The sequence below is a fragment of the Merdibacter massiliensis genome (assembly GCF_900155395.1).
GTDB classification, from domain to species: domain Bacteria; phylum Bacillota_I; class Bacilli_A; order Erysipelotrichales; family Erysipelotrichaceae; genus Merdibacter; species Merdibacter massiliensis.
The window spans coordinates 101,208-121,099 of the sequence record NZ_LT699725.1 but is presented as its reverse complement, the minus strand read 5'-3'; the positions used below and the strand labels follow the sequence as shown (position 1 = coordinate 121,099).

Here is a 19,892-nt window from a genome sequence, read left to right as displayed (position 1 = left end):
ATCTTACATAACCCCCCTTTTATGATTCATAAAGCTGTAAAGCTTCTTTTAAAATCCCTTCTCCATCTAAAGTTGCGTACAAATCGGGATCAATCGTAGAAACCTTTACATTCGGAAATGCTTTTTGAAATCCAGGAACTTCCTTAGCAAAATGCGGTCCTAAAAGAAGGATATCGAATTCTCCTTCATGTGACATCACTTCAGCTTTGCTAACTGCTTTCACCGTAACTTCAAGCTTTTGCTTTTTTGCCGATTTTCTCATGCTGGAAGCCATGAATCCAGATGACATTCCAACACCACAAGCTAATAGAATTCGTATCATATTCAAACCTCCAATCTTTTCTGATACTTTTTACACCTTTACTATACAAATTATCTTTTTCACTCTCATACAAATATTTTTCACCTCTTAATGAATTTTTTCTAACAAATTTCATTTTTTTTACTGCTATAATATTTATGCAATCCATAATACATATTCATTGGAGTGATAATATGAAATCAGAAAATATAAACAAGCTGTTAAAATGTCTTAAAGAATCAGGCGTATGGATTTCAGCAAATGAATTAGGAAAAATGCTTAATGTGAACAAAAGAACAATCATTAATTATGTTAACGAAATAAATAAGCAGGACTGTTATTTCATTGAAGGAAGTTCAAAAGGTTATAAATTACGTAAAAAAGAAAGTATTCAAGAACCTTCATTTTCCAATTCATCCTGGACACACACTCGTTCTAGAATGATTCTTTATCGTTTACTTTCTAGTAAAAACGGCATTTCAATCTTTGATTTGGCAGAAGATTTTTCTGTCAGTGAAAGTACTATTATTAGTGATATTAATTTGTATCTAAAAGAATTGGTTACGAACTATCATCTGGAAGTCATATCAAAAGATTTTGTTTATTATCTAAATGGATCTGAGATCAATAAGCGTCGTCTTATTGGTTTTTTAGCTACACATAATGCTAATGGTTTCTTTTCATCCACGGCCGTATTACAAAACTTATCAGGATCACTTAACGTAGAAAATATTGCAAGCACATTATCAGAAATTTGCACAGACTCAAATCTTTACATCAATAGTTATGCAAAAAATAATCTTCTTATTCACCTAATTATTATTCTGATTCGGTTACAGACAAATAATGAACTCAATTATGAAAATGAATATGCTACTGTTGATTTATTATTGGAAAATCATGCTCAAAAAGAACAAATTACTGACTTTTTACATAAAATTAAAGATTTTTGTTTCTCATTAACAGGTAAATCTTTACCTAAAAGTGATCTGACCCAAATTACTCTTTTACTGTCATTAAGTATTGAACAGTTCCATGCAGGTAATATAGATCTGAATGATTTTTCAAATTTTATTGATCATCACTTTTTTAATACGGTCATTAAAATAATCCTTAATCTCAAGAAAAAATACGATTTACCTGACTTCAGCAATGAATTTATTTGCCAACTTACGTTGCATACCTTTAATCTATATCAACGAGCCTCTTATAACATCAATTATCCTAATCCTTTAGCTTCAAAAATAAAAAAAGAATATGCTCCAATTTATGATATGGCTGTTTCTTTTGCTCATAATTTTGCAAAATCATACAATGTCCGCATCAGTGAAGACGAAATAGGTTTTATCGCTTTTCATTTTGGATCCTATTTGGAAAACAATCGAACAAAAGCAGATAAAGTTCCTTTTGTGTTAATTGTGGAAAATTATTGGCTATCATCCAAAGCATTGCTCCATGAACTTCATTATTCATTCGGTGAAGAATTAACACTAGTAGAAACGCTGACATTATCTGAATATAAAAGAAATGATATATTTGTAGATCTCATAATTTCCACTACAGATTATGATTTTCACCATCCTCATGTAGTTACAATCAATCCGATCATTACTAAAAGTAATATAATTACCATACATAATGAAATAGAGTTAATAAAGAAAGAAAAGAAATTTCAAAAAATCACAAACAGCATACACTATCTCTTTTCTAAAAATTTGTTTTTCCATAATGTATACAAAAAAGACCGTGAAGAATATATTCGTTATTTAGGGAACTATTGTAAACAGTACAATCTTGTTGATGATAGATTTATTGAAGATGTTCTTGCTAGAGAGAATTTTTCAAATACAGCTTTTACTGATTATGCTGCTATTCCTCACAGCATGTCTGTCTCATCAAAAAGATCCTTTATCTGCGTTATCCATAACGAGAAACCTGTATTATGGGACAAGAAAAGAGTTAATTTCATCTTGCTGATGGGATTTGCTCAAGATGAAACCCAATTGTTCAGAGATGTATTCGATGTTATTGTCGAATCATTTATTTCAACTGAGAAAACATTGATGCTGTTGAAAACAGAAACTTTCGAACAGTTTATGGACATACTTATTCATAATTAACAGAAAATCACTTGTACGTTCATCATATTATTTATTTCAAAAGAATATATAAAAAATATATTCTTTTTGCAAGACTATACTCACAAACACACTTTTTACATGCTGTGTTCAATGATTGTAGTGTATACATCTTTGTTTACCAACCTTTGTTTACAATGATAAACATATTTGCGTTTCCATCTATATTGCCTTCCCGAATAGTTATGTTCATCCTATCCCATTCAATTACGATACTTAAATGATTGACTTCTATACCAGAAAATATGGTTCTTACTGCTGAAAGCTGAGATTCAAACTAATCTGAGTGTATAGCTACTAACTGTTCTACAAAGCCAACCATCTTCAGTAAGTCGTGATCATTGCCATAGATTTCATAAAATCGTCTCATAGCAACCAAGTGTATCCACCACCATATAATCAATTTTCTCATCATGATAAACCTTCGCATTTGCTTTTGTGTAACTATCAAAACACGAAATTATTCAATCAATGTCTAGAATAGGAATTGTTATGACAATTGTATAATGGAAACATTCTTTGGCAGAATCAAAAACGAGATATATTACGATTATGAAAAAGAATAGCATTGAAGATTATATAAATTATTATAAGAACGAAAGAATTCAAAAAAACAAAATGGATGTCTTCTGTGAAATACAGAGAAACATCCATGACATAATTTTCATAAATTAAATTTTAATGTAGCCAAAAAACCAGGTTCGTATCAAAGTTTAAACTTTTGGGTTCACTTTATATGTTAAGGACTTCATTTGATATCTTTTTAGAGAAGAATTGCTGTAGAAAGATACTAGTCGTTAGAAGCATTGCATTACTTTTTAATAGAGAGACCATGTCATATTTACACTCTAGCTAATTGTGGATACTATTTCTTTTGCATTCGTTTCTATTCTTCATCAAGTGATTGTCCATCATGTGCCAACTATTAATAGTCTGTAATCTCCACATTACAACAGGCAGTTTACCAGAGATATATAAAAATTTTGTAATCATTCTTGTTTCTCTTGATTCATGAAAGTAATAAAGTACTGGTGAAATAGTAAATCAACAAAGTAGTTTAAGGCATAGCGTGTATACACATTTTGATATCTTTTGATTGCGCGATTGTTTAGCGTTGTGTCATGACTAATATAGATAATTTTGTCAAATGTAGTTTCAAATAACGATGTTCGATTTAAAGTAATCAACGTTTTACGAACAGTAAGTTTGCGGAGCAGCGGTAATGCTGCAAGAGCATAATTGCCGCTGATGGAAAAAGTAATAATTAAATCATCATTGTTCAAGTGTTCAAATAGTCTGGCATCAATTGAACTGCTTGTAACGACTCTGACCAGCTTATAAGAGGTAGCTAGTAAATTTTGCAATAAGCGAAGAGAAGCGACGCTATCTTCAGCTGCAAGAAGAATCACGTTTTTTGTGTCATAAATCTGATGTGCTAGGGTAACCAGTTCCTTTTTGCTGACACTATTGTTAATCGCAGTAATCATATCCATGATTTTTTTGGATAAAGTTTCTTCATAATTTGTATAATCTGTATATTCGATTAAGGCTTTTTGATGATCCATCACTTCTTGTGCATTTGCCTTTAAGTCTTTAAAACTGTTGAAACCGATAGTTTTAATAAAACGCTGTATTGAACTTCTTGAGATGAAGCAATCTTCAGCAACTTTATAAATGCTCAACTTATTTAAATCATGAATATTCTCAAGTAAATAATTCGCAATGATAAAATCTGTACTGCTATACTCATTGCGATTTAGTACAGCTAAAAGAGAAGATAAGATATTAAATTGTACGAATGTAATGTTCTTGTCATTGTTCATAAATTTATTTTAGCATACTTTTGGTATCATTTATAGATACCGTTTTTTTAGTTTCGTTCATTTATAGAAACTAATTTGGAAGTGCTTTCATTCTATAATTTAAGTACAACACAATATAAGGAGGTTATTATGAAACATTTACAGAATCCGACTTTTCCTAAAGGTTTTCTTTGGGGAGCCAGCAGTGCTGCTTGGCAAGTGGAAGGAGGAGTTGATGAAGGGGGAAGAACACCTGCAATTATTGATTTAAATTCAAAAACGAAGAAACCCTTTGCAGATAACTCTATCACAGCAGATCATTATCATCATTATAAAGAAGATGTTGCATTAATGAAAGAATGCGGTTTTACTTCTTATCGTTTTTCTTTATCATGGTCACGAATCATTCCGCATGCAGACCGCAAAGTAAATCCTAAAGGCATCGAATTTTATAACAACTTGATTAATGAATTAGTAGCAGCCGGAATTACTCCAATCGTTACTTTATATCACTACGATATGCCTGTATGGGTAGATGAAAAATTTGGTGGATGGCGTAATCGTGCCATTATTGATGAATTTGATTTTTACGTAAGAACATGTTTGAATGCATTTGGTGATCGAGTGAAATACTGGCTATCGATCAACGAACAAAATATGCAGATTGTATACGGAAAATGGTTAGGAGTCTCTAAAGGTTGTACCGATTGGGATAAAGAAAAATGGCAGATTAATCACATCATGAATCTTTGCCATGCAAAAGCTGTCATTGCCTGCCATGAATTAGTTGAAGGTGGTAAGATTGGTCCTGTTCCTGGATATGTACCGATCTATCCAAAAAGTTGCAGACCTGAAGATCAGATTGCAGCGATGAATGCAGAAGAACTGACCCAAAAAGTTTGGGATGATCTCTATTATTTTGGAGAATACAATACATTTATCAAAAATTATTGGAAAGAAAATGCAATCGATCCAAAAATTGAACCAGGAGACATGGAATTAATCAAATCTGCGAAGATAGATTTCTTTGCCATTAACTGCTACAGGAGTGATGTTGGTATGGCACCTGATCCGACCTTCTTGCAAGAAATTGGCTTGAATAAATATGGACGCAAAGGCGAATTTATTTATACGAACATTCCAGGTGAATATGCACTTGATCGTAACCCATATGTGGAAACAACCGATTGGGATTGGCATATCGATGGTGTCTGCATGAGATATACGATGCGTTATATGTGGGATCATTATCATTTGCCTATGATTATAACAGAAGCAGGATTTGGTGCACACGAAGACTTAGATGAAAATGGAGAAATCCATGATGATTATCGAATCGATTATTTAAGAGATTATATCTATAATTTAGGATTAGCAATTCAGGATGGTGTAGAAGTAATAGGATTTAACCCTTGGAGCTTTACAGATCTGTTGTCTACAGGAAATGGAATGGCAAAACGATATGGGCTTGTGTTTGTCAATACAACAGATGATGATGTAAGAGATCTTAAGCGTTATAAAAAAGATAGTTTCTATTGGTACAGTAAATTAATCAAGTCCAATGGTCAAGAATGGGGTAAAGATATGAGCGAATGGAGAGAATTTTCTAAAGTGAGTCAAATTGCTTCAGATATCAAAGACGCTAAATAATAATTAATGAAGGAGAGAGAAAAATGGCAAAAAAAGATTATGCAAATATCGCCAAATCAATTGTTGAAGTAAGTGGCGGTGCAACAAATATATTGAATGTCAGTCACTGTATGACAAGATTACGTCTGCAATTAAGCGATGGTTCCAAACTGGATATGGAAAAGGCAAAAACGATTCCAGGAGTGATCAATGTTATTGTACAAAATGGTGAATATCAATTTGTGATTGGTCAAGATGTACCTAGTGCATATGAAGAAATCATCAAGATCGAAGGAATCAAAGCTGGAGGTTCTGTTGAAGATGCAGAAGCATTGAAACAGGACAGCAAAATGAAAGGGAATGTCGAGAATGTAGAAAAAGATGTGTAAATAGTTGAAAACAGGTAAGAATGAAGATGAATAACGATCTTATCAGGAGGAATTCGACATGAACACATCTTTTATTTCGACACAACAGATCAAGGATCTGATCAATGAACAAAAGTTTACATCTACCAAGGATATCATGGACTGCATGAAGAGCATGTTCGCCGATGTCCTCGAACAAACATTACAAGCTGAAATGGATCAGCATCTCGGTTATGAACATGCGGAAAGAAGAAATGATGATGCTAAAAAGAATTATCGCAACGGTTCCGTTAAAAGGACGATGAAAACACAGCTGGGTGAAGTGGAGGTCAATGTCCCCAGAGACCGCAACGGAGAATTCGAACCAAAGATCATCTCAAAGTATCAGCGCAATGCAGATGGTATCGAGGAACGTATCCTGTCCCTTTATGCTGCTGGCATGTCTACCCGTGAGATCAAGGAGCAGATCAAAGGTCTATATGACGTGGAGATATCGGAAGGACTTGTAAGCAAGATCAGTGAGCGTATCCTTCCTGAGGTGAAACAATGGCAGGATCGCCCTTTAGAAGCCTGCTATCCCTTCGTATTCATGGATGCCATCCATTACAAGATCCGTGAAGATCATCAAGTGGTGACAAAGGCTGCCTATGTGATCCTGGGAATCAATGAGGACGGAATCAAAGAGGTCCTTGGCTTATGGGTAGGTGCCAGCGAATCGGCCAAATACTGGATGGGCGTATTGAATGAGCTGAAAAGCAGAGGGGTACAGAACGTTTCTTTGTTCTGCGTAGACGGCCTTACCGGCTTCAAAGAAGCAATCACGGCTGTTTATCCCAAAGCAAGGATACAGAGATGCATCATTCACCAGATCCGCAGCAGCACACGTTTTGTGAGCTATAAACACATCAAGGAATTTATGAAAGATCTCAAGCAGGTATATCAGGCAAATACAGAAGAACAGGCCATGAGCCAGCTGGCGACATTCAGTGAAAAATGGGAGAAACAATATCCAACAGCGGTGCATAGCTGGGAAGAAAATTGGGACATACTAAGCACGTATTTCGATTATCCCGTGGAAATCCGAAAGATCATCTATACGACAAATGCGATCGAAGGACTAAACCGACAATTCAGAAAAGTGACAAAGACAAAGAATGTATTCCCTAATGATGACAGCTTGAGGAAGATGCTGTATCTGGCTATTCAGAATCTGAGCAGCAGATGGACACAGAGGTGCAGGAACTGGGACCTGATCATCAATCAGCTCAGGATCATGGACAGCAGTGAAGAATGATATGTAATAAAAAACGAAAAAAAGCCGGCATGAAATCAACTCAATGATCATACCGGCTTAAGGGACGAGGACAAAGGTCAGGTGACACCATTCGACTTTCACGGGTCAAAACCTGTCGAATATTACTTACACATGATTGGTCACATTCCCGGAATGTCTTAGAAGCGATCATGAGCTTTATTGGCGGTACTTTCTCACCAGTAATTCCAGTATTGGTCGCAGGAGGTTTGACTGGAGCCGTATTAACCCTGTTAACAACTTTTGCTGGAGTAGGAACGGATTCAGGCGTATATCAAGTATTTTATTGTCTAAATCAGGCTACTTTTTGGTTCTTACCTATCTTTATTGGCTTTTCATCTGCTCAGCGTTTGAAATCCAACGGATATCTGGGAGCCTTCTTAGCAGCTGTATTGCTGTTCTTTACAAATAATTTCAGCGGTATCGCAGAGCCGATTACCTTAAATTTCTTAGGGTTAGATGTTCAGCCGATTGCTTATAACTCAACGGTATTCCCTGTTATTTTGGGTGTATTGTTCATGAGTGTGATTTATAGATTCTTACAGAAGCATATGCCAGTTACATTACGAACAATCTTTGTTCCTTTAATTACGATGCTGGTAACTGTTCCTGTTACTTTGTTGTTCTTGGGGCCTATCGGTAATACGGTTGGTACATGGCTGTCAAATGGTGTTTATGCAATCTATCAAAGTGCTCCGATTATTGCCGTTGCGATCATTGGCGCAACGACACCTTGGTTAGTATTCTTTGGCATGAACAATGCAACATATCCAATTTTATTTACATTGTTAGCAGAAGTTGGTTCGGATCCATTGATCTGTACTGGTATGGCACCAGCAAATGTGGCTGTAGGTGGGGCTTGTCTAGCTGTTGCATTAATTGCGAAAAAAGCGGAAGAAAAATCAATCGCTGTTGGTGCTGGTGTTACAGCTTTATGTGGCATTACTGAACCAGGTGTTTATGGTGTATTATTTACAAAACGTTATCCGTTGATTGCTGCTATGATCGGTGGTGGCCTTGGCGGAGCAATTGCTGGTGCATTTGGATGGACACAATATGTGGTGTCAACTCCAGGATTCATTTCATTTGCTGCATATATCAATCCGGATGGCTCTATGGGAAACTTATTCGGTATGTTATTTGTAATGGGTTTGGCTGTTGCAGTTTCTTTTGTCGTAACCTATATTCTTGGAAAACGTTATTTTGAAAAAGAGACGGCTTAATGTTCCTGTATCAATAATGAAGAGGTACTATTATGAATCAAAAAATTTTTCCTGCTGATTTTTTGTGGGGAGCGTCAACAGCAGCTTCCCAATGTGAAGGAGCCTGGAATATAGATGGTAAGGGAGAGACCATTCTTGATCATATGACTAATGGAGATCATGATCATCCTCGCCGTATCACAAATAAAATTCAACCAGATGTAACCTATCCTTCGCACTGGGGTTGCAAACAATATGAGCGATTTGAAGAAGATATCAAGCTATTTTCTCAATTGGGATTAAAGACCTATCGTATGAGCATCAATTGGGCAAGGATTTATCCTAATGGGGATGATGCTGTACCAAATCAGGCAGGGTTAGATCATTATCGTAAGTTGTTTCAATGTTTGAAAAAGTATCATATTGAACCTACGGTCACAATGACTCATTATGATATTCCCTGGAATTTATGTGTAAAATATGGAGGCTGGAGCAATCGCTTGGTTATTGATTTCTTCACAAACTATGCACGAACATTATTCACTGAATATCATGGTCTGGTAAATCGATGGTTAACTTTTAACGAAATAAACTTTTCAACAGTTTCCTATGGAGAATGTGTAACAAGTGGGATATTGCCTGAAAGCGGAAAGGTTGTGATGGATGATCCCAATGCTTCTACTGAAGTCATCAATCGTCGTTTTCAAGCATTGCATCATGAATTGCTCGCAAGTGCAATTGCAGTACAGTTGGCACATGAAATTGATCCAAATATGCAGATTGGATGTATGCAGACAGGCTTTACTTTTTATCCGTTAACATCTGCTCCCGAGGATGCAGAAGCACAACAAAGGGATATGGAAATCTGGATGTATTATTGTTTAGATATTCAATGCAAGGGCAAGTACCCATATTGGGTAAAACGATATTTTGATTCAAGAAACATTTCTTTAAACATCTGTGACGGAGATCTCGAAATTTTAAGAAAGGGAACGGTTGATTTCATTTCTTTCAGCTATTACAAAACAGATTGTTCAAGTGCAACTGTTAAAGGAAATCCGAATGATTGGGCATATGGTGCCGAAAATCCACTTTTGAAAAAAAACGACTGGGGGTGGTCGATTGACCCCTTAGGTTTAAGATGGCTGTGTAACGATTTATATTCACGCTATGAGTTACCTTTGATGATCGTAGAAAATGGTATTGGAGAAATTGATGTTTTAGAAGCGGATGGATCATCTATCAAAGATATAGGACATATTGATTATTTACGTGAACACATCAAAGCCTTAACAATGGCTATCCAGGATGGTTGCGATATCATTGGTTATTGCCCATGGAGCGCTATTGATATTGTATCGGCAGGAACTGGTGAAATGAAAAAACGTTACGGATTTATTTATGTTGATGCAGATGATTTTGGCCATGGAACATTTAATCGAATTCCAAAAGAGAGCTTCTATTGGTATCGTCAAGTCATCAAAAGCAATGGAATGCATCTAGAATGGGGGAAATAATGCGTTTATTTAATATTTTTAAAAAGGAAGAACACTTAGAAACAATTACTGTTCGTGATGATGAAATCGTAGCTATGGCAGATGGTAAATTAATTGACGTCAGAGAAGTTCAGGATGAAATGTTTGCTCAAAAAATGCTTGGTGATAGTGTTGCTTTTATATATGATCAAGATATTGTGACACTTTGCGCACCTTGCAATGGTGAATTATCCGTATTATATCCAACAGGACATGCTTTTGGATTGACGATGAATAATGGGGTAGAAATCTTAGTTCATATCGGTGTCAATACAGTTAATGCAAATGGAAAAGGATTTACGCTTTTTTCAAAAAAACAAGGAGATCGGGTAAAGGCAGGAGAACCAATCGTCAAAGTGAATATCAAAGAATTAAAGAAATCATATGAGATGTCTACTATGCTGATTATTACAAATGCAAATAATCAAGTCATCGAGTTTATCAAACCTCAACAAGTCACAAAAAGTCAAAAAATTATAGAATAGCAACTATCTTTTCATTTAATGGAAAAATAATTGTACTTTTTACATCTTCTTTAAGGACTGCTTTTGAATAAAAGCAGTTTGCTACCTGTTGTTACTATACTAATCACAAAAAAAGGAGTTACTTTTTCATGTCAAAATGTGCTTGTTTTCGATATTTCATTATGTAAACGAATAGTCACACAGGAATAAATCGATACGTGACAGATGACACATAAAGAATGAGTCGATGTTCGTAGGCACTATGTATTAAGGTGTTAGTGTGCAAAACGGTACTAAAAATATGAAGATAGGAAAAATAAAAAGCGTTTAAAATGTAGCTATTTTGAACGCTTTTTACGTCCTATTTCAGCAAGTGCAGAAACTGAAAAAGCAACTACATCCCGAAGCAAACCACCTAGTTTGAATGTTTATCTTATTGAATTTGCTTCATCCGTAGCTTACCTTTTCTTCAGAAACCTTAATTGCCGGTCTGTTATGGTATCCTTTTTGATCAGAAGTTTTATTCTTTCAATATATTATTGTCTACCAACCCAAGGAATTTATGATCAATAAAATACAAATATCCTATGTCTATATTTATTCTGATCACCTATGAAAAATGCTCCACTTTATCGGCGAAGCATTCTTTAACCATTCGTCTTTTATATCCCGTACACGAATTAACGGTTAACATTTAAGCGCTAGCCATTTATATCCCGCATACCAGCTAGCGGATAATATTTGAAGTAGAAAATTGTTTCCTATCCTCATTTATATTCTATTCGTATTTTTTATTCCATCAACTGCTTAACTGATTTACATAGTTTTCACACTTCACTAACTCCCTTTCTTTAACTCTTTTGTCACATTCGCTCATTATAAAACCATTTATAAAAAAGCAAATAGAACCGAAGATACTTCATTACGTAATTTGTTATCTGCCTTTATATTTTCACGGAAAAAGGTGTACTTACAGCCTTCTTTCTATCCTTTTTGCCATACCTGCCTGATAAGTAAAAACGCCCAAAAATGCATGCATTTCTGAGCGTTTTTTCTTATCTATTCTTAGTAATTGTAGAGATTATTTTCTCTCTTACTTGTTTCAATCTTAGTACAGCTTTGCACCTGCCGGAATGGCATCATCAACCATCAACAGGTTCAATCCTTCATGACCATCTTCCTGATGAACTGCAGAGATGATCATACCGCAGGAATCGATGCCCATCATCTTGCGAGGCGGCAAATTCACGATAGCTATCAGGGTTTTGCCCACTAACTCCTCTGGCTCATAGTACTCATGGATACCGCTTAAGATGACACGATCTTCTCCCGTTCCATCATCCAGAACAAATTTCAACAGCTTTTTGCTCTTCTCTACAGCTGTGCATTCTTTAACTTTTACGGCTCTAAAATCGGACTTGGAGAACGTCTCAAAATCAACCATATCTTTGAATAGCGGTTCAATTTCTACTTTAGAAAAATCAATTTTTTTTGCAGATGCCACTGGTGTATTTTCCTGTGCTTTCACTGCCTTTTGAGCACCTTTGGAACCCCCAATCAACTTCATATGCGGGAATAACAATACTTCACGGATAGTATCCTGGTTGGTTAACAGCATTACTAAACGGTCGACTCCCATACCAACACCGCCTGTAGGAGGAAGACCATATTCCAACGCTTCTACATAGTCTACATCCATCTCATTGGCTTCATCATCACCAAGATCACGAAGCTTTAACTGATTTTCAAAACGTTCGCGCTGATCAATTGGATCGTTCAATTCAGAGAAAGCATTCGCATATTCTTTTCCATTGATAAATAATTCATAACGATCTGCAAAACGAGGATCCTCTGCATTTTTCTTAGCTAAAGGAGAAATAGAAACCGGATGTCCATATAAATACGTTGGCTGGATCAATGTTTCTTCTACATACTTTTCGAAGAACAAATTAATGATATGACCGACGCTGTTATGTTTCTTCTCTACTTCAATTCCATGTTCTTTTGCTAACGCACAAGCTTCCTCATAGCTCATTTCTTTCCAGAAATCAACACCGCAAGCTTCTTTGATTGCATCTACCATATGCAGACGTTTGAACGGTGCTTTCAATGAGATCTTTTTCCCTTGATATTCAATTTCAGTTGTTCCACAAACTTCAGTAGCAACATACTCCATCAATCCTTCGATCAGATCCATCATTCCATGAAGATCCGAATAGGCAACATATGCTTCAAAGGTAGTAAATTCCGGATTATGTGTAGCATCCATTCCTTCATTACGGAACAAACGACCAATCTCGTATACGCCTTCCAAACCACCGACAATCAGTCTCTTTAACGGCAGCTCTGTCGCAATTCGTAAATAAAACGGCATATTTAAAGTATTATGATGCGTGATAAATGGACGTGCAGCTGCTCCGCCTAAAATTGGCTGCAACACAGGTGTTTCTACTTCAATTAATCCTTTTCCGTCTAAATAACGCTGAATTGCGCGAATGATCTTTGGACGAGTTAATGCGATACGCTTTGACTCTTCATTCATGATCAAATCCACATAGCGGCGACGGAAACGCTCTTCCTTATCTGTTAATCCATGGAACTTTTCAGGCAGCGGGCGCAAAGCTTTTGTTAGATGTGTATAAACTTTTGCACGTACTGTCAGTTCACCATGATTGGTACGCATGACGACACCTTCAATACCGACGATATCCCCAATATCGCTTTTCTTAAATAATTCGTATGCATCTTCACCAACTTCATCTTTGCGTACATAGATCTGTATGCGTCCATCCAGATCCTGAATATGCATGAATCCTGCTTTCCCCTGACGGCGTTTGGTCATGATACGGCCGGCAATTTTTACGATCGCATTTTTTTCTTCTAATTCTTCTTTTGTGTATTCGCCAAATTCTTTGCGAATGTCACCAGAGCGATGGGTTCTTTGATATGCATGTCCAAAGGGATCAATTCCATGAGCACGTAACTCTTCCATCTTCTGACGGCGAATGACTTCCTGTTCGGTCAACTTTTCCATATATATCTCCTTTTCTAATATAAAAAAACTCTCATCCGATAGGGACGAGAGAGTATCATCGTGGTACCACCCTAATTCATGAATAGATTGCTCTATCCATCTTAGTGACTATAACATAGTCGCTCTTATGCCGCGAGCTTCACGTTTTGACTCCAGACCTTTTATTTGCTTGACAATGCTCCATGGCTTTCTTCTCAGCTATCGAAAACTCTCTTTACACTTCTGCATCCGCTACTATATCCTTCAACATCTCTTATTTATTGCGACACAATTTTACCGATTTTTAAAGGTTTTGTCAACTATTTACCTAATAGGAAAAGCATTTGAATAAGAAAATATTATCTTATCGATGCAACAATGGCGATACACGTTTATAGAGCAGAGCCGTTACAAACGAAACAACGAGGCCTTTTACGATATTGAACGGCAATGTCATAAAAATGACAAAAGTAAATGTATCCTTTACCAAAGGAAAGATTGCGCTTCCCATTCCTACGATCACCGACATCTGAAGACCATAAAAATACGAATATGCCGGTAATGCAATAAAGTAGTTTGCTAGACATCCTACGAAAGCCATAGAAAGGACACCAACCCCCATAGAGATAAAAGCACCTTTCATCGTTTTATGATTTTTATAGAAAAATGCGCTTGGAAGTACAAGAGACAATCCTACCAGTAAATTTGAAATTTCGCCTACAAAAGCAGTATCACTGCCTTGAAACAATAAATTTAGGATGATCTTCATCGTTTCGATTGCGGCACCTGCAAGCGGACCTAAAGAAAAACCGCCCAGTAAAACGATTACTTCATCAAATCCTAATTTATAAAAGGATGGTGCAAATGGCAATGGAATTTCAAACATCATGAGAATAAAAGCAATTGCAGAAAGAACGGATACTTTGGCAATCCACTGTACACGAGATGTTTTCGTTGAGATCATTGTGTTTGCTGACATATTTCTTCCTCCTTATCATCAGCGCTCTCTTTTCAATAAAAAAGAGAGGATCATCACAAAACCTCTCAGGATACTACGATAAAAAGAAATTCAAAAATCTTCTTCCATCCAGACTATGACTGTCGCTACCGGAATTACACCGGTTCCTGCCAATAACGGCTCGCGGAGTTTTACCGCCGATTGGGAATTGCACCCTACCCTGAAGTTTTTTGTTCATGTACATCCTATCTCTTTTCATGCACTCTGTCAACTAAAAACACTTATGCAATTACTTTTTCTATCTCTTCTTTTAAAATCGGGCCTTCTCTCAGAACTTTGACTGTATCCGCAGTTACATCAATGATCGTACTTGCGCTTAAACAACCGCAGCTGCCTTTTACAATGCCATCAATACGGCCATCCAGCTGCTGCATTACTTGTTCAAATGTCGTTCCTGTCGGCTCTCCGCTCAAGTTTGCGCTGGTGACTAGCATAGGTCCTCCGCTTTGTTCGATCAATTTCAATACAAAAGGATCATCCGGCATGCGGACACCAATCGTTTCTAACCCATTCGTTACATAAGATGGAACTTCTTTTTTCTTCTTCATAACTAAAGTCAAAGCCCCCGGCAAAAAGGCTTTTGCGATTTTTTGAATAGTAGGTGTCATTTCCGCAACCATTTCTAATTGCTCTTGATTCGCCACCATCGTTGGAATTGGTTTATTCTCTGGTCGTCCTTTTGCTTTTTTTAACTGTTCAAGAGCTGCTTCATCAAAATAACGAACTCCTAATCCATAGACGGTATCTGTAGGAAATGCAATTACTTTGCCTTGCTGAATTGCTTTTACAACTTCCGCTAATTGTTCTTTCTCATAAATGATCGTCATATCCCGATTCTCCTCCTGCTTACTGTTCTACTATAGCACGCATCTCAAAAAGGAACAATGAAAGATTCCTGACTTCTGCTTCTTGCTATTCAATTGATTTCTTTTTTGATAAAATAGATAACCTGCCTTTTGCAACGAATTGTGATAAAATAATAATTACGAATATAAAGGAGGATGCACTATGTTACAAGATACAATTGCAGCAATTTCTACAGCAGCGCAGGATGGTGCTATTTCTATCGTGCGGATGAGCGGAGATGAAGCAATTTCGATTGCTGAAAAACTTTTTAGCCGTTCTTTACACGATAAGGACTCCCATACCGTTACTTATGGTTATATACTTGACCCTATAACAAAAGAACGAGTAGACGAAGTTCTTGTTTCTCTTTTTCGTGCTCCCCGTACATATACAAAAGAAGATATCGTAGAAATCAGCTGCCATGGAGGCAGATATATCACACGGTTGATCTTGCAATTAGTGCTATCCCAAGGTGCACGCTTGGCTAGACCGGGTGAATTTACACAGCGTGCATTCCTTAATGGAAGGATCGATCTGACGCAAGCAGAAGCTGTAAATGATATGATTCAAGCCGATACTAGAGAAAATGCGCGCTTAGCCATGTATGGGATCCGCGGCAGCGTCAAAAAATTATTGGATCCTCTCATCAAAGAACTGCTTGATATGATTGCAAATATTGAAGTGAATATTGACTATCCGGAGTATGAAGATATTGAAGAAATCACCCAAGAAAAACTGCTTCCAAAAGCAAACCACTGGCTTTTAGAAATAGAAAACATCCTGAAAAAAGCAAACAGCGGTCAAATCATTCGTGAAGGAATCAAGACGGCGATCATCGGCAGACCGAATGTAGGTAAAAGCTCTTTATTAAACGCATTGCTGGAAGAAGAGAAAGCCATCGTTACAGATATTGCCGGTACTACACGCGACATTGTCGAAGGGCACATTCGTTTAGAAGGCGGATTACAGCTCAATCTGATCGATACAGCCGGTATTCGCGATACTCAGGATATCATCGAACAAAAAGGAATAGAAAAAAGTTATCAGATCATGGAAGATGCGCAACTGGTCATCTTAGTTTTAGACGGCAGCGCTCCTTTACAAGAGGAAGATCTTCGTCTTCTGAAAGATAGTGAAAATAAAACAAGAATCATTGTTTATAATAAAAGCGATATTACCGATAAACATCTGGAAGGAATTCAGATCAGTGCAGCGAACCAGGAAATACAGCCGTTGCTAGATGAGATTCACCGCTTGTTTGATGAACATCGCATTGCCGCAAAAGAACCTAGTTTAGCAAATGAAAGACAAATTGCGCTCATGCGAAAAGCCTATAGTTGTATGCAGCATGCCATTGATGCTATGCAATCTGGTCTTGAACTCGAACTAGCTGACATTGATTTACAAGAAGCGTATACTGCATTAAAAGAAATTTTAGGAGAAGTACATCGAGAAGATTTGCTTGATACACTATTTACAAACTTTTGTTTAGGAAAATAAGGAAGGTAGCTATATGATTCAATACATAGATTCACATTGCCATATCACCTGTGATCGCTTATATGGAAGAGTGGAAGAAATCCTGCAAAACTGCCGACAGAACCATGTTTCTCAATTATTGGTCGTTTGTTGCAAGCGTGAAGAATTCGACCGTGCATGGCAACTAAAACAACAATATGATTTTATAAAAATTGCCTATGGTTTTTATCCATGTGACACTTATGAACTTACGGAACAGGATTATGAAGACCTTGAAAATTTATGTAAGCAAAACAAGATCGATGTCATCGGTGAAATTGGTCTAGATTACCACTATGAAGATACAGTAAAAGAAATTCAACAACAAGCCTTTATTCGTCAAATACAATTAGCCGTTAAATATCAGTTGCCTTTTAGCGTACATATGAGAGATGCTACACTAGATGGCATGACCTTAATAAAGAAATACGCTGAAACACCCTTCGTGTTGCATTGCTTCAGCGGCAGCATAGAAACAGCCATGGAGGCCATACGATTGGGCGGCTATATTTCTTTTGCAGGTCCCCTGACCTTTAAAAACGCAAGAAATCTGCCAGCTGTTGCACAATCTGTTCCTGTTGAACGGATTCTAACAGAGACAGACAGCCCTTATCTCACGCCTGTTCCATTTCGGGGAAAAGAAAATGAACCGATGTATGTACGATACACCTTTGAAAAAATTTGTGAATGCAGAAATACCGATCCGGCAATACTAAGCGAACAAATAAAAGAAAACTATCAGAACTTCATTCAAATGAACGATACCATACTAAACAAATAAGAAGAATTGTTATATACAGCTGAAAAAGGATGCCTTCACCCGATTTGAAAGCATCCTTTTATACTTAATTTATTTTGGCAAATTCTTCATACGCATTTTCGCGATAGCCAACAAGCACTTGGTGTTCTCCAACCAGGATTGGTCTTTTGAGCAGCATGCCATTCTCGCTTAATAATTGCAGTTGTTCTTCTTCACTCATTTCTTTTCGTTTTTCTTTCATATTCAATGCTTTGTAAAGATTTCCTGATGTATTATACAATTGTTTTAATTCCAATCCGCCTAGTTTCATCCAATTTTGCAATTCCTTCATACTGGGCGTTTCATCCACAATATGACGAAGCGTAAAAGGAACTTTTAACTCTTCTAATTTCTTCTTTGCTTTTTGGCATGTAGAACATTTCGGATACCATATCAATATTGTCATTTCATTCACCTCTGCCCGTATTTTACCATAACAAGGAAAAAGTAGCGAACAATCTACTCTCTCTTTCTTTTTTCATAGGTCATTTTGTGATATACTATCCACCACAGGAGGGATATAAATGGAATTTAAACAGTTGAAACTTTCCGCGCCTTTACAAAAAGCATTATCTTCGATGCACTATGAAACATTGACACCCATACAAGAAAAAGTAATTCCTAAGATGCTAGAAAAAGAAGATATGGTCGTTCAATCAATGACTGGCAGCGGGAAGACACTGGCTTATGTTATCCCCATCTTACAGTGTATTTCTTTTGATTCTTTTTTTCCGCAGGCATTGATCCTTGTTCCAACCAGAGAATTAGCACAACAAGTAAAACGGACACTGGACGCAGTCGGTTTGTATCTGCACACACATCATCAAATGCTAGTTGGCAAACAATCGTTTCATGATCAAAAAGAAGATATGAAACAGCGCACACATGTGATTGTCGCTACTCCTGGAAGACTTTACCAACATATACAAGAAAAAACAGTAGATCTCCATAATATTTCTATGTTGATCAGCGATGAAGCAGATGAAATGTTTCATTTAGGTTTTCGTCCTATCTTAGAAAAAATCATCTCTTATTTGCCTAAGCAGAAACAGACCGCCTGTTTCTCAGCTACATTTCCAGATGAAATTCGACAGTTTATCCAAAAGCATATTACATCCGCCAACTGGATCCAAGAAGATGCCGATATATTTCCCAGACAATTAACACAGTTGTTTTATGCAATCAAAGATGAAGAAAAGTTTTCTGGTTTACTAGACATACTGCAATCTTTTTCCATTACACGCTGTATCATATTCATGAATACGATCGAAGCCGCACAACAGCTGAGCATGCAGCTGTCCAAACTGGATCTGCTTATCTCTACATTGCATGGCAAACAGACACAAGAAGATCGTTTTGCTTCTTTGCAGGCTTTTCGTGATGGTCAGACACGTATATTGATTGCAAGCAATGTAGCCGCCCGCGGTCTAGATATTGATGATATTTCCCTCATTATCAACTATGACTTCCCGCTTACAGCACAATCTTATATTCATCGTGTAGGACGAAGCGCACGTATGAAAAAAGCAGGATTAGCTGTTTCTTTGGTAGGACCATCCTCTTTGTCAATTTTTCAACAGCTGCAAGAAATCTATCCGTATTTTTCCATTCAATCCCTTGAGCTGAACAGACAATTTTCGTTTGATCAGCTGCGGAGCCCTATTAAACCAAAAGTACAAAAAGAAGATCTCATCTATCAAGATGTCATGAAGCTTTGTATTTTTGCCGGCAAAAGCAAAAAGATCCGCCCTGGAGATCTTGTTGGCGCAATATGCGCCATCGATGGTGTGACAAGTGAAGATATCGGAGTCATAAAGGTACAGGAACACAACTCGTATGTAGAAATCTTAAATGGAAAAGGCGAACATGTCTTGCAAGCCTTTCAAACCCAAACGATCAAAAAGAAACACATTCGAGTGGAAAAAGCAATAAAATGATCAAGGAACA

16 protein-coding genes and 1 riboswitch are annotated in these 19,892 nt (G+C 36.9%); of the genes, 10 read left to right on the top strand and 6 right to left on the bottom strand.

What is annotated here, in order from left to right:
• Positions 1–19 precede the first annotated feature (19 nt).
• Positions 20–322, bottom strand: coding sequence for a PTS sugar transporter subunit IIB (locus BQ9859_RS06155; protein ID WP_075877369.1), 303 nt, complete (start codon positions 320–322; stop codon positions 20–22).
• A gap of 173 nt (positions 323–495) precedes the next feature.
• Between BQ9859_RS06155 and BQ9859_RS06150 the strand changes: the two genes are divergently transcribed.
• Positions 496–2,421, top strand: coding sequence for a BglG family transcription antiterminator (locus tag BQ9859_RS06150; protein WP_075877368.1), 1,926 nt, complete (start codon positions 496–498; stop codon positions 2,419–2,421).
• Positions 2,422–3,428: 1,007 nt separating this feature from the next.
• On the opposite strand, the gene BQ9859_RS06145 is transcribed toward BQ9859_RS06150, so the two are convergent.
• Positions 3,429–4,262, bottom strand: a complete 834-nt coding sequence (locus tag BQ9859_RS06145) for a MurR/RpiR family transcriptional regulator (protein ID WP_075877367.1) — start codon at positions 4,260–4,262, stop codon at positions 3,429–3,431.
• 129 nt (positions 4,263–4,391) lie between these two features.
• Between BQ9859_RS06145 and BQ9859_RS06140 the strand changes: the two genes are divergently transcribed.
• The 6 genes from BQ9859_RS06140 to BQ9859_RS06115 all read left to right on the top strand — a co-directional run bounded on the left by BQ9859_RS06140 (position 4,392) and on the right by BQ9859_RS06115 (position 10,772).
• Positions 4,392–5,891: a glycoside hydrolase family 1 protein gene (locus tag BQ9859_RS06140; protein ID WP_075877366.1), complete on the top strand. Its 1,500-nt coding sequence runs from the start codon at positions 4,392–4,394 to the stop codon at positions 5,889–5,891.
• 23 nt (positions 5,892–5,914) lie between these two features.
• Positions 5,915–6,259 carry a PTS transporter subunit EIIB gene (locus BQ9859_RS06135; RefSeq protein WP_075877365.1) on the top strand — a complete coding sequence of 115 codons (345 nt, stop codon included), beginning with the start codon at positions 5,915–5,917 and terminating at the stop codon, positions 6,257–6,259.
• Between the two features lie 58 nt (positions 6,260–6,317).
• Complete coding sequence (locus tag BQ9859_RS06130; RefSeq protein WP_075877063.1) at positions 6,318–7,532, top strand: IS256 family transposase; 1,215 nt, start codon at positions 6,318–6,320, stop codon at positions 7,530–7,532.
• 170 nt (positions 7,533–7,702) lie between these two features.
• On the top strand, positions 7,703–8,773 hold the full coding sequence (locus tag BQ9859_RS06125) for a PTS transporter subunit EIIC (protein ID WP_083662710.1): 1,071 nt from the start codon (positions 7,703–7,705) through the stop codon (positions 8,771–8,773).
• Positions 8,774–8,805: 32 nt separating this feature from the next.
• On the top strand, positions 8,806–10,269 hold the full coding sequence (locus tag BQ9859_RS06120; RefSeq protein ID WP_075877364.1) for a glycoside hydrolase family 1 protein: 1,464 nt from the start codon (positions 8,806–8,808) through the stop codon (positions 10,267–10,269).
• Positions 10,269–10,772, top strand: a complete 504-nt coding sequence (locus BQ9859_RS06115; RefSeq protein ID WP_075877363.1) for a PTS sugar transporter subunit IIA — start codon at positions 10,269–10,271, stop codon at positions 10,770–10,772. The genes BQ9859_RS06120 and BQ9859_RS06115 overlap by 1 nt, the downstream gene beginning before the upstream one ends.
• Positions 10,773–11,859: 1,087 nt before the next feature.
• Here the strand turns inward: BQ9859_RS06115 and lysS are convergent.
• The 3 genes from lysS to BQ9859_RS06100 all read right to left on the bottom strand — a co-directional run bounded on the left by lysS (position 11,860) and on the right by BQ9859_RS06100 (position 15,609).
• Positions 11,860–13,785 carry a lysine--tRNA ligase gene (gene lysS, locus BQ9859_RS06110; protein ID WP_075877362.1) on the bottom strand — a complete coding sequence of 642 codons (1,926 nt, stop codon included), beginning with the start codon at positions 13,783–13,785 and terminating at the stop codon, positions 11,860–11,862.
• A 343-nt stretch (positions 13,786–14,128) separates the two neighbouring features.
• On the bottom strand, positions 14,129–14,743 hold the full coding sequence (locus BQ9859_RS06105; protein ID WP_075877361.1) for an ECF transporter S component: 615 nt from the start codon (positions 14,741–14,743) through the stop codon (positions 14,129–14,131).
• Positions 14,744–14,835: 92 nt separating this feature from the next.
• Positions 14,836–14,954, bottom strand: a riboswitch (FMN riboswitch).
• A gap of 49 nt (positions 14,955–15,003) precedes the next feature.
• Positions 15,004–15,609 (bottom strand): L-threonylcarbamoyladenylate synthase, encoded by a 606-nt coding sequence (locus BQ9859_RS06100; RefSeq protein ID WP_075877360.1) that lies wholly within the window; start codon positions 15,607–15,609, stop codon positions 15,004–15,006.
• Positions 15,610–15,790: 181 nt separating this feature from the next.
• Between BQ9859_RS06100 and mnmE the strand changes: the two genes are divergently transcribed.
• Both mnmE and BQ9859_RS06090 read left to right on the top strand, forming a co-directional pair.
• Positions 15,791–17,128, top strand: coding sequence for a tRNA uridine-5-carboxymethylaminomethyl(34) synthesis GTPase MnmE (gene mnmE / locus BQ9859_RS06095; protein WP_075877359.1), 1,338 nt, complete (start codon positions 15,791–15,793; stop codon positions 17,126–17,128).
• A 13-nt stretch (positions 17,129–17,141) separates the two neighbouring features.
• Positions 17,142–17,927, top strand: a complete 786-nt coding sequence (locus BQ9859_RS06090) for a TatD family hydrolase (RefSeq protein ID WP_075877358.1) — start codon at positions 17,142–17,144, stop codon at positions 17,925–17,927.
• Positions 17,928–17,991: 64 nt separating this feature from the next.
• Here BQ9859_RS06090 and BQ9859_RS06085 read toward each other — a convergent pair whose 3' ends face one another.
• Positions 17,992–18,351, bottom strand: coding sequence for a Spx/MgsR family RNA polymerase-binding regulatory protein (locus BQ9859_RS06085; protein WP_075877357.1), 360 nt, complete (start codon positions 18,349–18,351; stop codon positions 17,992–17,994).
• A 118-nt stretch (positions 18,352–18,469) separates the two neighbouring features.
• On the opposite strand from BQ9859_RS06085, the gene BQ9859_RS06080 reads away from it, so the two are divergent.
• Positions 18,470–19,882 (top strand): DEAD/DEAH box helicase, encoded by a 1,413-nt coding sequence (locus BQ9859_RS06080; protein ID WP_075877356.1) that lies wholly within the window; start codon positions 18,470–18,472, stop codon positions 19,880–19,882.
• Positions 19,883–19,892 lie beyond the last annotated feature (10 nt).

Coding starts and splice junctions, on each gene's coding strand:
- mnmE (WP_075877359.1), top strand. CDS start 15,791: ATGTTACAAGATACAATTGCAGCAATTTCTACAGCAGCGCAGGATGGT.
- BQ9859_RS06105 (WP_075877361.1), bottom strand. CDS start 14,743: ATGTCAGCAAACACAATGATCTCAACGAAAACATCTCGTGTACAGTGG.
- BQ9859_RS06135 (WP_075877365.1), top strand. CDS start 5,915: ATGGCAAAAAAAGATTATGCAAATATCGCCAAATCAATTGTTGAAGTA.
- BQ9859_RS06085 (WP_075877357.1), bottom strand. CDS start 18,351: ATGACAATATTGATATGGTATCCGAAATGTTCTACATGCCAAAAAGCA.
- lysS (WP_075877362.1), bottom strand. CDS start 13,785: ATGGAAAAGTTGACCGAACAGGAAGTCATTCGCCGTCAGAAGATGGAA.
- BQ9859_RS06100 (WP_075877360.1), bottom strand. CDS start 15,609: ATGACGATCATTTATGAGAAAGAACAATTAGCGGAAGTTGTAAAAGCA.
- BQ9859_RS06120 (WP_075877364.1), top strand. CDS start 8,806: ATGAATCAAAAAATTTTTCCTGCTGATTTTTTGTGGGGAGCGTCAACA.
- BQ9859_RS06145 (WP_075877367.1), bottom strand. CDS start 4,262: ATGAACAATGACAAGAACATTACATTCGTACAATTTAATATCTTATCT.
- BQ9859_RS06150 (WP_075877368.1), top strand. CDS start 496: ATGAAATCAGAAAATATAAACAAGCTGTTAAAATGTCTTAAAGAATCA.
- BQ9859_RS06090 (WP_075877358.1), top strand. CDS start 17,142: ATGATTCAATACATAGATTCACATTGCCATATCACCTGTGATCGCTTA.
- BQ9859_RS06080 (WP_075877356.1), top strand. CDS start 18,470: ATGGAATTTAAACAGTTGAAACTTTCCGCGCCTTTACAAAAAGCATTA.
- BQ9859_RS06130 (WP_075877063.1), top strand. CDS start 6,318: ATGAACACATCTTTTATTTCGACACAACAGATCAAGGATCTGATCAAT.
- BQ9859_RS06155 (WP_075877369.1), bottom strand. CDS start 322: ATGATACGAATTCTATTAGCTTGTGGTGTTGGAATGTCATCTGGATTC.
- BQ9859_RS06125 (WP_083662710.1), top strand. CDS start 7,703: ATGAGCTTTATTGGCGGTACTTTCTCACCAGTAATTCCAGTATTGGTC.
- BQ9859_RS06140 (WP_075877366.1), top strand. CDS start 4,392: ATGAAACATTTACAGAATCCGACTTTTCCTAAAGGTTTTCTTTGGGGA.
- BQ9859_RS06115 (WP_075877363.1), top strand. CDS start 10,269: ATGCGTTTATTTAATATTTTTAAAAAGGAAGAACACTTAGAAACAATT.